At 63.3% G+C, this 14,654-nt stretch carries 10 protein-coding genes and 1 tRNA gene; 5 read left to right on the forward strand and 6 right to left on the reverse strand.

What is annotated here, in order from left to right; genetic code table 11:
* Positions 1–126: 126 nt before the first annotated feature.
* A tRNA-Thr gene (locus J5Y06_RS01725) sits at positions 127–202 on the reverse strand.
* A 156-nt stretch (positions 203–358) separates the two neighbouring features.
* On the opposite strand from J5Y06_RS01725, the gene J5Y06_RS01730 reads away from it, so the two are divergent.
* Together J5Y06_RS01730 and J5Y06_RS01735 are read left to right on the forward strand one after the other, a co-directional pair.
* Entirely contained in the window at positions 359–766 is a 408-nt protein-coding gene (locus J5Y06_RS01730; protein ID WP_209333385.1) for a hypothetical protein, read from the forward strand.
* Between the two features lie 91 nt (positions 767–857).
* Positions 858–1,985 (forward strand): hypothetical protein, encoded by a 1,128-nt coding sequence (locus J5Y06_RS01735; RefSeq protein WP_209333386.1) that lies wholly within the window; start codon positions 858–860, stop codon positions 1,983–1,985.
* On the opposite strand, the gene J5Y06_RS01740 is transcribed toward J5Y06_RS01735, so the two are convergent.
* Together J5Y06_RS01740 and J5Y06_RS01745 are read right to left on the reverse strand one after the other, a co-directional pair.
* The gene (locus J5Y06_RS01740; protein WP_209333387.1) at positions 1,986–3,584 is read right to left on the reverse strand and encodes a cisplatin damage response ATP-dependent DNA ligase; all 1,599 of its coding nucleotides are present in this window, start codon (positions 3,582–3,584) and stop codon (positions 1,986–1,988) included.
* Positions 3,584–4,597, reverse strand: coding sequence for a ligase-associated DNA damage response exonuclease (locus J5Y06_RS01745; RefSeq protein WP_209333388.1), 1,014 nt, complete (start codon positions 4,595–4,597; stop codon positions 3,584–3,586). The genes J5Y06_RS01740 and J5Y06_RS01745 overlap by 1 nt, the downstream gene beginning before the upstream one ends.
* An 82-nt stretch (positions 4,598–4,679) precedes the next feature.
* Between J5Y06_RS01745 and J5Y06_RS01750 the strand changes: the two genes are divergently transcribed.
* Genes J5Y06_RS01750 through pdeM form a run of 3 tightly spaced genes read left to right on the forward strand, consistent with a single transcriptional unit; the run spans position 4,680 to position 8,875 of the window.
* Positions 4,680–5,582 carry a methyltransferase domain-containing protein gene (locus tag J5Y06_RS01750; protein ID WP_209333389.1) on the forward strand — a complete coding sequence of 301 codons (903 nt, stop codon included), beginning with the start codon at positions 4,680–4,682 and terminating at the stop codon, positions 5,580–5,582.
* Between the two features lie 51 nt (positions 5,583–5,633).
* Positions 5,634–8,183, forward strand: coding sequence for a ligase-associated DNA damage response DEXH box helicase (locus J5Y06_RS01755; protein ID WP_342453351.1), 2,550 nt, complete (start codon positions 5,634–5,636; stop codon positions 8,181–8,183).
* On the forward strand, positions 8,180–8,875 hold the full coding sequence (pdeM, locus tag J5Y06_RS01760; RefSeq protein ID WP_209333390.1) for a ligase-associated DNA damage response endonuclease PdeM: 696 nt from the start codon (positions 8,180–8,182) through the stop codon (positions 8,873–8,875). Before J5Y06_RS01755 ends, pdeM begins: the two co-directional genes overlap by 4 nt.
* Positions 8,876–8,893: 18 nt before the next feature.
* On the opposite strand, the gene J5Y06_RS01765 is transcribed toward pdeM, so the two are convergent.
* From J5Y06_RS01765 to J5Y06_RS01775, 3 genes are all read right to left on the reverse strand, one after another.
* Complete coding sequence (locus J5Y06_RS01765) at positions 8,894–9,691, reverse strand: TIGR02186 family protein (protein WP_342453352.1); 798 nt, start codon at positions 9,689–9,691, stop codon at positions 8,894–8,896.
* A 2-nt stretch (positions 9,692–9,693) separates the two neighbouring features.
* Positions 9,694–10,617, reverse strand: coding sequence for a sulfite exporter TauE/SafE family protein (locus tag J5Y06_RS01770; protein ID WP_209333391.1), 924 nt, complete (start codon positions 10,615–10,617; stop codon positions 9,694–9,696).
* A 144-nt stretch (positions 10,618–10,761) separates the two neighbouring features.
* Positions 10,762–14,565, reverse strand: coding sequence for a peptidoglycan-binding protein (locus J5Y06_RS01775; RefSeq protein ID WP_209333392.1), 3,804 nt, complete (start codon positions 14,563–14,565; stop codon positions 10,762–10,764).
* Between the last annotated feature and the right edge of the window lie 89 nt (positions 14,566–14,654).

Consider the following 14,654-nt stretch of genomic DNA (forward strand, 5'->3'; position numbering starts at 1 on the left):
GGCGAGGAGATCCTCGCCTGCCTGGCAAAGCGCAAGGTCAAGGGGCGCAAAGCTGACGTCAACGGAGCGCCGTGGCTGAATCAGGATTCAGATTGGAGCTAACCTGACGACTGAAAAAGAGGAAAGTGGTGCCGCTTGCGTGACTCGAACACGCGACCCCCGCATTACGAATGCGATGCTCTACCAACTGAGCTAAAGCGGCAGCACCGACGGCAAGCCGGCGGATTGGCCGGGGTGATAACCGGAACGCTGCGGGAATTCAAGCCGCTGCATGCAAGCGGGGCGCCTTTCTTGCACGAAGCCGAGCAAGCAGGCTAAAGCCAAATTCCGGGATCCCGGGTGAAGAGAAGGCTTCCTCATGGTCGGGCGAACATCCTTCGGTTTTCTTGGGCGCTTCGGGCGCTCCGCAGATCTGCGGGCTTTCGATGAAGGTCTGCGGCGATGCGACGTTCACCCCGCGCAGGTTCCGGAAGGCGCCAAGCTTGCGGCCGTGCGGCTCGTTCAGCAGTTCTCGCCCGACGCAACCGCGTTGCCGGATGCCGCTTATCGCGAAGCTGCCAGCCTGCTTGCCTTTTGCATCCAGGGCGAAGCGCGGCTGGGGGAGATCCTCGGGCCGGAGGAAGCAGCGCTCCTGTCGCATCGGCTTCAAGCCGCGACGGACTCTGAAGGGCGTCTGGATGCCGCGCTGGTTCTGCTCGCCCTCCATGCTGGGCTCGTGTCGCCCGACGTTCGCGCCGAATTTTCACTGCGGATCGTTCAGGAATGACGCAACACCCGGTGCTCCCGCCATTCCGCGCCATTGAACCCTATCGGCAGGCGCGTTAACCATCAGCGGAAAAGCAGGCGGAGAGGCGAGCTTGGAACCACTCGAAAAGGCCATCCGTTCGGCACTGGACAAAGGCAACGCCGCCGACAGCACCTTTCGCGAGAAAGTGTATCGTTCGGCATTTTCTGCGCTGGAGCGTGCTCTCGCCTCGCCCAACATCCCTGAAAGCACGATCGCTGTCCGCCGAACCGGTCTGCAGGAGATCATCACGCGCGTGGAAAGCGAGCATCGGCGCGCAGCCGCCACTCCGGGCGCAAGCCAAACGCCGCCACCGGTGGAGCTTTCCGCAAATGATCGGCCTGGTGATGGGGACCCGGATTTCCGCGCGCGGCGCGAGCCGATCGCACCCGCCCCGCGACCTGACGCGCCGGCGGATGAAGCCTCGTCGTTTCCATCGTCGCCGCGAGTTGATCCGTCCCAGTCCGAGCGGCTCGACGAATACCGGATCGATGCCGATCTCGACGAAAGCACCGTGGTTGGCGAAACGCGGGCGGTGCGACGGCAACGCCGCCCGTTTGCCTGGCTGCTCATTCTCGCCACCGTAGTTGCCCTTGCAGCCGTTGCTGCCTGGTGGACGCTCGGCAGCGGCCTGCTGGTGCCGCAAGCAGAACGCGATGGCGCGGTGCCGAACCCCTCGCCCGTTCAAGACGATGAAAGTTTTGATCCAGCCGGGCAGACCGGCAGCAGTGCTGCGCCGACGCCGCTCGGCCGAGCGCGCAACGACCCTAACGCGGTTGTGCTTTTTTCACCCGAAGAGCCCGGTGGCGTAACGACGCCGGGTGATGCCGTTGCAGAAGTGGTGGGTGAAGGAGAACAGGCACTGCTGCGGATCCGCTCGGGCGCTTCGGGATCGGCGGTGGCTTTCAATGTGCCGCAAGCCGTGCTGCAGCAACTTGCCGGGCGACGTGCCGTGTTCGTCGTGTCGGCCCAAGCCGAAGAAGGGCGGCCGACGCAGATTTCCGTCAGTTGCTCCTTTGGCGAATTGGGAGATTGCGGGCGGCAACGTTACGACGTCACCATTGAACAGGCCGACTACATCTTCGACGTGGATATGCCGGCAGTACAGCCTGGCGCGGACGGAACGATCACGATCGTCAGCGACGTTTCCAGCAGTGGCAAGGCGGTCGATATCTACGGCATCCGCGTTTCCGTCGACTGATCACGCGTCCAGCAACGACTGCAACGTTTCAAGCCGATCGGCTTCCGCGGATGGCTTGTCCCAGCGCAACCGGCTGATGCGCGGAAAACGCATCGCCACGCCGGAACGGTGGCGGGTGGACCGGTTCAGCCCCTCGAACGCCACTTCAAACACAAGGCCGGTTTTGGTGTCGGCCCGCACGGAGCGCACCGGGCCGAAGCGTTCAACCGTATTGTCGCGAACGAACTTGTCGATCTGCTTCAGCTCCTGGTCGGTGAAGCCGAAATAAGCCTTTCCAACAGGCACCAGCTCGGGCGCGTCTTCCGGGCCGGTCCAAACGCCGAACGTGTAATCCGAATAATAGCTGGCGCGTCGGCCGCTGCCGCGCTGGGCGTACATCAACACGGCATCCACCGTGTAGGGATCACGCTTCCACTTAAACCAGGGGCCCTTGGGGCGGCCTGGCAGATAGGGGGTGTCCCAGCGCTTGGCCATGATCCCCTCGATGATCGGATGCGGTGGGCGCTTGCGCTTTTCGTCCAGCTCTTCCCAGCTGGTGAACGGCACGAAGCGCGACACGTCAAACCGATCCGGATCAAGCGCTGCCACAAACGCTTCCAGATGCTTCCTCCGCTCCACGAAAGCCAGCGGGCGAAGGTCCTCATCGCCGGCCTGCAGAATATCGTAGCAGCGCACGAAGACCGGATACTGCGCCTGCACTTTGGGGGACACGCTTTTGCGGTTCAAGCGCTGCTGGAGATCGGAAAAGGTCGCCGTGCGGCCGGTTGGGCTACCGACAAGCAGTTCGCCATCCACCACGCCATTGAAGTGCACCGCATTCATCAGGTCCGGGAAGGAACCGGAGTTATCATCGCCGGTGCGCGAATAAAGACGCCGCGCGTCGCCGCTTGCGACGATCTGGACGCGGATGCCGTCCCATTTCCATTCCGCGCAATAGTCCTTCGGATCAAGCCGCGGATAATCGGCTTCGGTCATCGGATTGGACAGCATCACCGGCCGGAACAGCGCCTGCGCCGTTGGCACGGGCTTGTCGGCCCGTCCTTCCAGCCAGGCAAAGAGATCACCATAAGGCGCGTGGAGCCCGTGCCAGAGTTCCTCGATCTCGTTGATCTCGATGCCGCCAAGATCGGCCAGGGCCTGCTTGGCAAGCCTTGCGGAAACACCGACGCGCAGCTCGCCCGTGGCGAGCTTGATGATCGCGAAGCGCTCCGAAGCGGTGGACTGATCAAGCAGCGCCGCCACCACGGCTGGCGCATCGGAGCGACTGACCTGGCTGAGCTCGCGGGCGACTTCCGCCAGCGGAACCCCATCGCCAGCACCTGCATTTCCGGTCGGCCAAACCAGGCTGATGGTTTCGGCGAGGTCCCCGACGAAGTTGTAGGAATAGCCGAACAAGACGGGGTCCATCCGCTCGGACACCATTGCGCGCAGGATTGCCGGCTTCACGGACGGGAAGTCGAGATCGCCGATCAGCGCGGCCAAGGCCAGCCCGCGGTCCGGATCGGGGGTGGCGCGAAAATAATCCACCATCAGCTGAAGCTTGCGGTTGCGCGACGGCGTCAGGACGAGGCGATCGAGGAGTTCGGCAAAAGCGCGCATCAGTCTTCCGCCTCATCCTCATAGCCGACAAGGTGAAGCGGCTGCGCCCGCAACCCGTTGAGTTCGCACCAGCGCACAAGCGCTTCCTCGCGGCCATGGGTGACCCAGATTTCACCTGCGCCGGTTTCCTCGATGGTCACGCAAAGCTCGTCCCAATCGCAATGATCGGAAATGATCAGAGGCAGTTCCACGCCGCGCTGGCGGGCACGCTGGCGCACCCCCATCCATCCGGAGGCGAAGGCTGCCACAGGATCGGCAAAGCGGCGCGCCCAGCGGTCGGCGAAGGATGACGGCGTGCCGACCACGACCGTGCCGGCAAAGTCTTTCTTGGAGCCTTTTTCCAGCGTCGCCGGCAAAAGCGCGCCCAGCGCCACCCCTTGTGTCTCGTAATAATCGCAGAGCTTCTGCAGGGCTCCGTGGATGTAAATCGGCTCGTCGTAACCGGCGTCCCGCAGTTCGCGGATCACACGCTGCGCCTTTCCCAACGCATAGGCACCGACCATGTGCGTGCGGTCGGGGAACTGCCGCACGGAGCGAAGCAGCTTGGCGATCTCGGCCTTGGAGTCGGGATGGCGAAACACCGGCAAGGCGAAGGTGGCTTCGGTGATGAAGATGTCGCAGGGCACCAGTTCGAATGGCTGGCAACTCGGATCATGGCGACGCTTGTAATCACCAGACGCCACAATGCGCAGGCCTCCACACTCGACCGCGATCTGCGCGGAGCCAAGCACATGGCCGGCGGGATGGAAGGTCACCGTGACGTCGCCGACCTTTTGCGGCACACCCCAATCGGCGGGTTGGCTTGTTTGGGCGAAATCGGCTCCATAGCGGATCGCCATGATGTCCAGCGTTTGCTGCGTGGCCATCACGGCGCTGTTGCCGGGTCGCGCATGATCGCCATGGCCATGCGTGATCAACGCACGGGGTACGGGCCGGACAGGGTCGATGTATAAATCGCCAGGAGGGCAATAAAGCCCTTCCGGTCGGGGATGAAGCAGGTCATGGCCGCGCATGATCACCTAGATGTGGCGCCGAGGCCCTTGCGCAAGTCTGCGCCGCACAGCATAGGCGGCGACCCTCGTTTCAGGCACTCCTATGGTTATTGCCTCGCTTTCTTCCGGTGACCTCCTGGCCGACCGGCGCGCCGATTATGCCGAAATGCTGGCGGAAGGCGGTGACCTTGTGGCCGCCGCCGAGCTGATGGCCGCCGCCATGGAGCTCGCACCCGCCTGGGCGGCGGGATGGTTTCGCCTGGGCGAGTTGCGGGAAAAGGGTGGCGACATGCGCGGGGCCGCCCAAGCATGGCGCGAGGCATTGCGCCTCGAACCGGCCGACCGCTTGGGGGCCACGCTGAAGCTCGCGCTGATTGGCGAAGCCAGTGTCCCCGAAACGCCGCCGGCCGAGTTCGTGGAAGCGCTGTTCGATGATTATGCCGACCGCTTCGATGCCTCGCTCCTCGGCAAGCTCGATTATCGCGTTCCGCAGCTGATCGAGGCCGCCATACAAGGCAGCGGCCGATCCCGCTTCAGCCATGGCGTTGATCTTGGTTGCGGCACCGGGCTGATGGGGGAGAAACTGCGGCCGATCTGTGAGCGCCTCGATGGCATTGATCTTTCCGCCGAGATGCTGCGCAAGGCTGAAGCGCGCGGTGTTTATGACCGCTTGATCAAGGGCGACATCAGCGAATGGGAAGCCGGCAGGTGGGTCGACCTCGTCACGGCTGCCGACGTCTTCATGTATGTCGGGACACTCGACACCGTTTTCCGCCAGGTGGCGGGCATGCTGGCGCGGAACGGGCTCTTCGTGTTTTCTGTTGAAGTGTCGGACGGCGACGAGCTCGTGCTGAGGGAGTCCCGCCGCTACGCCCATTCGCAAGCCTATGTCGAACGTGAACTGGCCGCCGCCGGCTTGCAGCTTTGGGCGATCACCCGCGAAACGATCCGGCAGGATCGCGGCGAGGCGATCAAAGGGCTGGTGGTGGTGGCAGCACCAAGCTGAACGTCAACAGCGTCTGTGGCGTAGCGGGCTGCCGCACCCTATCTTTCCCGCGTGACAAAAGCCGCCGCGGTTCCCCTGCCTCTCGACCCAACACTGCCGGCGCGGTTGCCCGAGCCGTTTCTGCGCTGGTTCGCCAAGAAGGGCTGGGCGCCGCGGCCGCATCAGCTTGATCTGCTTGGGCGGGCGCAGGCCGGACGCTCCGTGCTTCTGATTGCGCCGACCGGGGCGGGGAAAACCTTAGCCGGATTCCTGCCGAGCCTGACCGACCTTGCTGAGCGGCCCAAGAAGAAACCTGGCGAGCCGGGCCGCGGCGTCCATACGCTTTATATCAGCCCCTTGAAGGCGCTGGCCGTCGACATCGAGCGCAACCTGACGACTCCGGTGACGGAGATCGGGCTGCCGGTGACGCTGGAAACCCGGACCGGTGATACGCCGCAGTTCAAGCGACAGCGCCAGAAGCTCGCGCCACCTAATATTCTCCTCACCACGCCGGAACAGTTGGCGCTGCTCATTGCATCTCCTGACGCGGATCGGTTCTTTGCCGACCTGCGTTACATCGTCCTTGACGAGTTGCATTCGCTTGTGACGTCCAAGCGTGGCCAGTTGCTGTCGCTGGGTTTGGCGCGGCTGCGCAAGCTACGACCCGATCTCCAGGCGATCGGCCTTTCGGCCACGGTGGCTGAACCGGACGAACTACGGCGCTGGTTGGTGAGCCAGAACGACCTCCAAGAGATGGCGGATGTCATCACCGTGCAGGGCGGCGCGAAGCCTGACATCACCATTCTCCAGTCGGAAGAGCGGGTTCCCTGGGCCGGACACACCAGTCGTTATGCCATTCCCGAAGTTCTTCAGGCCATCAAGGATCACAAGACCACGCTCCTTTTCGTGAACACGCGATCGCAGGCCGAGATGCTGTTTTCCGAACTGTGGCGCATCAACGACGAAACGCTGCCGATCGCGCTCCATCATGGCTCGCTCGACGTGTCGCAGCGCCGGCGCGTGGAAAAGGCCATGGAAACAAACAGCCTGCGCGCCATCGTTGCGACCTCTACGCTCGATCTCGGCATCGATTGGGGCGACGTGGATCTCGTGATCCATGTCGGCGCGCCGAAGGGGGCGAGCCGGCTGGCCCAGCGCATCGGCCGCTCCAACCACCGCATGGATGAGCCCAGCAAGGCGATCCTCGTGCCGGCCAATCGCTTCGAGGTACTGGAATGCGAGGCGGCACTGGAAGCGAACTACCTGGGGGCGCAGGACACGCCCCCGCTGGTCGACGGCGGCTTGGATGTGCTGGCGCAGCATATCCTTGGAATGGCCTGTGCGGCACCTTTCGATGCCGATGTGCTTTATGCCGAGGTCTGTAGTGCGGCGCCTTATGTCGATCTGCCGCGCGACCAGTTCGACCGTGTGCTCGATTTCGTCGCAACCGGCGGGTACGCGCTGAAGAGCTATGAGCGCTACGCCAAGATCCGGCAAACCAAGGAGGGGCTTTGGCGCATCAGCCATCCGCGCTTTGCGCAGCAATATCGGCTCAACGTCGGCACGATCATCGAAGTGCCGGCCTTGAATGTCCGCTACACCAGCAGCGGACGGCGCGGTCCCGCGCGCGGCGGCATGACGCTCGGCAAGATCGAGGAAGCCTTTCTCGAAACCCTGGTCGCCGGCGACACCTTCCTGTTTGCAGGCAAGGTGCTGCGTTTCGATGGAATTCGCGAGAACGAGTGCTACGTTTCGCCGGCTAACGACCGGGATGCGAAAGTGCCATATTATGGTGGCGGCAAGTTTCCGCTGACTACCTATCTGGCCGAAGTGGTGCGCGGCATGTTGGCCGATCCGGACCGTTGGAAGGAGTTGCCGAACCAGGTGGCAGACTGGTTGCGCTTGCAGGCGGAAAAATCCGTCGTCCCCCGCGCCAATGATCTCCTGATCGAGACGTTTCCACGCGGCAACCGGTTCTACATGATGATCTACCCTTTCGAGGGGCGAGCCGCGCACCAAACGCTCGGCATGCTTCTGACAAAGCGGCTCGAGCGCGCCAAGCTCAACCCGCTTGGCTTCGTTGCGACCGATTACGCGCTGGGCATCTGGGCCCTCGATGATCTCGGCCATGCCTTCCGAAAAGGCAAGCCGAAGCTCAGCGACTTGTTTGACGAGGACATGCTTGGCGACGACCTCGAGGACTGGATGGCGTCGTCCTATCTGCTGAAGCGTACGTTCCGCAATTGCGCGCTGATTTCAGGGCTGATCGAGAAACGTCATCCCGGCCAGGAAAAGTCCGGGCGGCAGGTCACGGTGTCGGCCGACCTGATCTACGATGTGCTGCGCAGCCATGAACCGGACCACATCCTCCTGCAGGCGACCCGTCAGGATGCCGCTACGGGACTGCTCGACATCCGGCGTTTAGGCGAAATGCTGTCGCGCATCCGCGGACGAATCATGCATAAGGACCTCGAACAGATTTCGCCGCTGGCCGTGCCGATCATGATGGAGATCGGCCGGGAGCGTGTCCACGGCGAAGCCAACGAGATGCTGCTTGCCGAGGCGGAAGACGACCTCGTTGAAGACGCGATGGGGTCCGGTTGGACGGAAACGAAACCATGAGGGCGCCAGCGCCCGCCGGACGGATCCGCGTTGCGGGACAGCAGGGCCTTTGCGACCGTTCGGGTGCCCTGTGGTTCGCCGACCTGTCGCTGCTCGTTGTGTCCGACCTCCACCTCGAAAAGGGCTCCTCCTACGCGCGGCGCGGATCCTTCCTTCCTCCTTATGACACCGCAACCACGTTGGCGCGTCTCAGCCAGGTGGTGGAGCGCTTTGACCCGCAAACGGTGATCAGCCTCGGCGACAGCTTTCATGACGGGGGCGGCGCGGCGCGCATGCCCGAGCCGTTCCGCCAAGCGCTGGCTACCATGCAGAAGGGCCGTGACTGGTATTGGATCACGGGAAACCATGACCCCGATGCGCCGAAGGGTGTGTGCGGTGAAAGCGTGACAGAGATCGCGCTCGGAGGGCTCACCTTCCGCCACGAGCCGACGCTCATTTCCGTTGCCGGGGAGATCGCAGGACATCTTCATCCCGGCGCGCGCATCGTACAGCGTGGCCGCTCGGTGCGGCGACGCTGTTTCGCGGGGGATGGCAGGCGTCTCGTGATGCCGGCCTTTGGCGCCTTCACTGGTACCTTGAACGTACTCGACCGCGCTTATCGCAACCTCTTCGATTGGTCGAGCTTCCGGGCTCATATGATGGGCGACGCGCGCATCTACACGATTGCGCCGACAAACCTCCACCCGGGCTGACTTCGACGCCCGTATACCTCAGTCGCGGCTGAAGATCAGACGTCCCAGCCATCCTGTGACGATCGCAAGCGCCACCGCGAAGATTCCGTATAAAAGGCTGTAGTCATGCGCGGCTCGATAGATCGACTGTTCCAAGCCTGACTTCTGGATGGCGAGGTATGCGGAGGTTTCCCGCACAAACAAACCCTGCTTGAACAAGAAAGCACGTGCGCGGTGCGTTCCGAGCGGCACGTTGGGCGCCAGTTCAAGCGTTGCGCGAAACAGGTTGGGCGACAGAAACTGCACGCCGCCGATGCGTTCACTGTAAAGCCCGGTGGTTTCCTTGCGTTCGCGCAAGGCCGCCGTGAATTCTTCGATGGTGATGGGGAGTGCATCGCGATCGCGTGGCTGCAGGTACATGTAGTCTGCGCCCAGTGACAAACGCTGATAGGTTGCCGGCTGGGCGATGTCCTGCAGGGGCCGCGTCGTGGCCACCGAATAGGAGATCGGGACGTTCACGAAGGTTTCCGATTGCGTGTTGATCCACATGCCAAGCACGCGATCCTTGCGGCGCACCACCACAGGGCGCGCCGGGCCTTCCAGAACCACCACCACATCATAGCGATTCTGCCGGGCAAATTGCGGATCGACGTCGTTCAACGCGCCGAAGATGGTGAGATCCGCGCCGGAAAAGTCCGTCGTGATGGTGATGCGGTCCGTCGACAGGCCGATCTGGATGTTTTCGGCGTAGGCTTGCTCAGGCTGCACAGCCGTTTGCGCCTGCGCCGAAGTCAGCAACAGCCCAAAGGCGAGGACAGAGAAAAGGAGCCGCTTCACCGTCAGAACTCCCCGAGAGGACCTAGCGAATAGATATCTGCCGGCTGCACAAAGAGATCAAAAGCCAGCCGCAGCGCCACGGCGACGACAAGGAGCGCCAGCAAAAGCCGCAACTGCTCGCCCCGCAGCTTTTGCCCCGCACGGGCGCCATATTGCGCACCGGCAACGCCGCCGAGCATCAGAAGAAGCGCCAGAACCACATCCACGGTCTGATTGGTGGCGGCATGGACGATCGTGGTGAAAGCCGCCGTGAAGATGATCTGGAACAGCGAGGTCCCGATCACCACGTTGGTGGGCACCTTGAGGAGGTAGATCAGCGCGGGCACCATGATGAAGCCGCCGCCGACACCCATGATCGCGGCCAGAAAGCCGATGCCAGCGCCGAGCACCAGGACCGGGATCACGCTCACAAACAGCTTGGAGGCCCTGAAACGCATCTTCAAGGGTAAACGGTGCACCCAATGGTGCTGACCCGCCCGCTTTAACGAGGCCGGCGCGCCGCTGCGCTGTTTGCGCAGCGTGTTGACGCTTTCCACCAGCATCAGACCGCCGACGGTGCCGAGAAATGCCACGTAGAGCAGCGAAATGAAGAGATCGAGCTGACCCAGGCTTCGCAGCCAGGAAAACACCACGATGCCTATGCTGGACCCGAAGATGCCGCCGACCAGCAACACGAAGCCAAGCTTGAAATCGAGCGTACGGCGGCGGAAATGCGCCAGAGCGCCGGACATGGACGACGCGATCACCTGGTTGGCGCCAGTGGCAACCGCAATGGCAGGCGGAATGTTGTAGAAGATCAGAAGGGGGGTGATCAGAAATCCCCCACCCACACCGAACAGGCCGGACAGGAATCCGACGGCACCACCCATGAGCAGGACAACGAGACCGTTGACCGACATCTCGGCGATGGGGAGATATATGTTCACCCCTCGACTTGCCTCCTGCGCTGAAATGAAATCGGTCCCGCCGGGCGGCAGGACCGAAATGGTGTGGCACAGTTCTAACCGCTAAAGTGCGGCAATGTCACTTTTCAGGCGTCGTTCTTCGTACCGTCAGCGACAAAGCCATCCTTATTTCTTTGACAGAAGCGCGCGAACCAGCGGTTCGTTGATTTCACCGTCGGCGGTCAGGCCGTTGGCCGACTGGAAGGCGACGATCGCCTTCTTGGTTTTGTCGCCCATCAGCCCGTCGGGCGTACCGGCATCGAACCCGTTTTTGTTCAGGATCAGCTGGATGTTTGTGACCGCCTGCTTCATGTCGACGCTGGCCGTCGTGTCCTGCCCCTCGCGCCACTCGTTGGGAACGTCGACGTCCGACACTGCGGGGTCCTGCGGCTTGGCACGCCAGGCTGCGACCTCGGCGCGGGCACGCTCGAGTTCCTCGGGCTTCAGGATTGCGGCGACTTCGTCGCGCTTGGCTTCGGCGTCCTTGTCGCCATCCGCCGCAACAAGGGAAAACCACTTGTAGGATGCCGCCAAGTCCTGCGGCATGCCGACGCCCTTGGCGGCCAGGATGCCTAGGTTGAACTGGCTGTCTTCGACGCCGTAGTCAGCCGCCTGCTTGAACCAGCGCACCGCTTCCGGGTTGTTTGTTGTGCCGTCGGCGCCCATTGCGTGAAGCACGGCGAGGTTATGCATGGCGCTCGGATTGCCCTGCGCTGCGCTGGCTTCATAGAAAGCCTTGGCTTTCGCAATGTCGCGATCGACGCCCAAGCCCTTCTCGTAGAAATTGCCTGCGCGATATTGAGCCGGTGCATAGCCAATCTCGGCGGCGCGGAGGTACCATTCGGCCGCAGCCTTCATGTCCACGGCACCGTTGCGTCCTTCCGCAAAGCGGGAGGCGATTTCATAAAGCGCCTTGGCATCGCCGGTTTCCGCCGCTTCGCGAAGCGCAACAGGACCTGCCGTTACAGGAACGGTGATGGGCGGCAGGCTTTCGGCTGCAGCTGGCTGAACTCCGGCCTGCTCGTTGAGGTCGAGAGACGGCATCCCTGTCGACAGGGCAGCAACGGCGACGGGTTGGTCGGGCTGCGCAGGCTCCTCGAGAGCAATCGCCGGCTTCTCGGCCACGGCCGGAAGGACAGGCAGTGCGGCAGGAGACTGAGGCGCAACGGCCGCTTCAACAATCATCGGAACCGCTTGAGCCGGAGTTGATGCGGTCACGACATCTTCGGGCCCGCGTGGCTCATCCAGCGCCAGGTTCTTGTTTTCGCCAGCTTCCACCGCAAGTTCGGCTGGCAGCGGCGCCGGGGTGAAGGTGTCCGGTGAAGGCTTCGTTTCGGCAGCCACCAGCATGGGCGGTAGCGGCGGCTCTTCGGTTGCCAGCGCCACCCTCGGCGCTTCAGGGGGGAAGAAGTCGTCCAGGAGCGCCATGCGCGGCAAACCGTCCGAGAGGTAAGCGCGGCCAAGCTGAAGACCACCCATGCCGACGAAAACGGCCGCGGTTGCCATCAGAACGGTTTTGCGGCGCAGGCCAAGCATCTTGCCGAGCTTGCTGCGATTGCCGTCCGAGCTGTCGCCGCCGCGCTTCTTGATCACCGCTTCGGCGGCGGCAGCCTGGGCCGCCCGACGCGCCGCGGCGATGAAGTCGGACTTTGCGGCATCAATGTCATCCTTGCGGCCGATCGGTCCACGCTCATCGCGCACGCGCTTCATGATGGCGTTTAGATCGGGCGCACCACTGCCCGGCTCAAGCGGCTGGTTGGCGATCATCGGATCAAGCGGCTGGTCGAGCGACGGGAAGCCCGGTTCGTCGCGCGGCGCAGTTGCCTGAGCCGGAGCGTCGGTGTCGGTACGCTTGTCCTTGCGGCCACGCAGCGCCTTTGTGAGGCCACCCAGCACCGACCGCTTGTCGTCGCTGCTCTTTGCAACTGGCGCCTGAACATCGGGCGTAGGCTCGATCGGTGCCTCGATCGCCGCTTCTTCGGCCGGATCCTCAGCGAGGTCGCCGGTCAGCAGGGTCACATCGTCAGCGGCAATGGACGGTGCGTCGGCGACGAGAGGCTTGGCGGGAGCGGTCTCTGCGTCGTCACGGGCGTCTTCCACGCGCTCATCATGGACGCTCGCCTGCTCCATGGAGCTGAGCCGATCCACGATCTTGATCAGCGTGTCGTGGATGGCCTCAAAGGTCTTGGAGTTGCGCTCGTCCGACTTGCGGGTCAGCGCTTCCAGCGAGCGAAGCTCGTCCGACAGGCCGACGATCGCCTGCGGATCCGGCGTGCGGTCGGCCCATTCCGCGACAGCCTCCGCGGCGGCACTGCGGGCCGCGCCAATCAAGGACTGGTGCTGGCTGGCAATGGTGCGCTCGATCTGGTCGAAGCGGGGCGCGAGGTCTTCAAAGTCCGGCAGGGCGTGCGCCGGCTGCGACAAGCGAAGCGACATTTCCGCCACCTGCGCTTCCAGCCGGCCGATGATGCCCTCGTCGATGCTGGAAGACTGGCGCAGCGATTCATCGAGCCGCGTGGCGATCTCGCCCAGCCGTTGTTCCAGTTCGCGGATGCTTTCTGCTTCCGGCCCGGTTGCAACGCGCTCGTCCAGGCGTGCCGCGAAAACGGCGAAGCGCTCGTCCATCATGGACAGGATTTCGCCCTGGTCCGGACGCTGTTCGGCATGCAGGTCGAGCCGTTCAACAATGGCGTCGAGACGCGCTTCCAGATCCTGCAGCAGGAGGTTGCCCTGTTCCACCGAATCGGTTTGGCGGCGGTCGAGCGTTTCTGACAGAACCGAGAAGCGGCGTTCCAGGCCTTCAAAGATCGCGTCAACATCGGGGCTGTCCGGCGCCATCTCGAGCCGTTCCACGATCTGGGCCAGCTGCGCGCTCAATCGCTCGACGGCCTGTTCGGGAAGTGCTGCACGAGCCGCGAGCTCGTCCACGCGGTTCGACAGGGACGAGAGCTGCCCCATGACTTGGGCGGAAGGGCGATCTTCCGTCAGTTCCTCGATCTGGTGGGCGAGCGAGGCCATGCGCGCTTCAATGCGCTGAAATGGTTCGAGATCAACAACGGCCGGCTGGCTGCGGCCAAGCGATGCGGCAATTGCGCGGGAAATCTCATCCAGCCGCTCGCCGATCATATCGATGGTTTGTTCGCTTTGCGCATCCTGCTTGCGCGAGAAGTGCTCCAGGGCGCCAGCCAAGGTGCGAACGCGCTCGTCCAAGGCGCTGACCGAAGTCGATTCCGGTAGCACGTCGACGGCCGCGGCAATCTGCTCCAGCCGGATCACCAGCGCTTCAAAGGCCGAGGTGTCGCCAACGGGGCGAACCGCCGCCACCTGTTCTTCGAACTTCTGCATGCGGCGATCGAAACTATCGCCCACTTCGCGCAAGGTGTCTTCGCGCGCCAGTGACTGGATGGAAACCTTCACCTGCTCCAGTTCGGACCGCAGCAAACCAACCTTCTCGTCGTCGCTGCGACGCGACAGGTCGGTGATGGCACCCGACAGACGGTCGATTTCTCCCAGCAGACCTTCACCGGCAGAGCCCTGCCGCGCTTCAACGGCGATCCGCTTCACGTCACCGCGCAGGTCTTCGAATTCGCGGCTCAGCGAGGCCGACATCTGCTGGCGCATTTCGTCGCGGAGAGCCTGAAGCTCCGAAGCGATCTGTCCAACAACAGCCACTTCATCACCTGCGCGCCGGGTGCGATCCAGATCCTGCGCCACGGTTTGGAGGCGACCAGCCGGTGCATCGGCTGCGGTCCGCTCGGCTTTCTTTTCGCCGACGGCTGCCGATTGCGGGCGCGGCTCAGAAAACGGCGACGGGCGTTCCAGATGGGCCTCGAGTGCTTCCAGCGTGCGGGTCAGGTCGTCGAGCGATCCGTTTCCACGGCGCTGCCGCCCGGTGTTGAGGGTGTCGAGATATGATCGCCTGCTGGTCATGAAACCGCCCGCCTAGTACATCAAGTGCTACTGCTGACGCGCACTAAGACACTGTCTAGATTGCCGGGACCTTGCGTCATTGCGAAAAC

The organism is Tianweitania sediminis, assembly GCF_017813335.1.
Classification (GTDB): Bacteria; Pseudomonadota; Alphaproteobacteria; order Rhizobiales; family Rhizobiaceae; genus Tianweitania; species Tianweitania sediminis.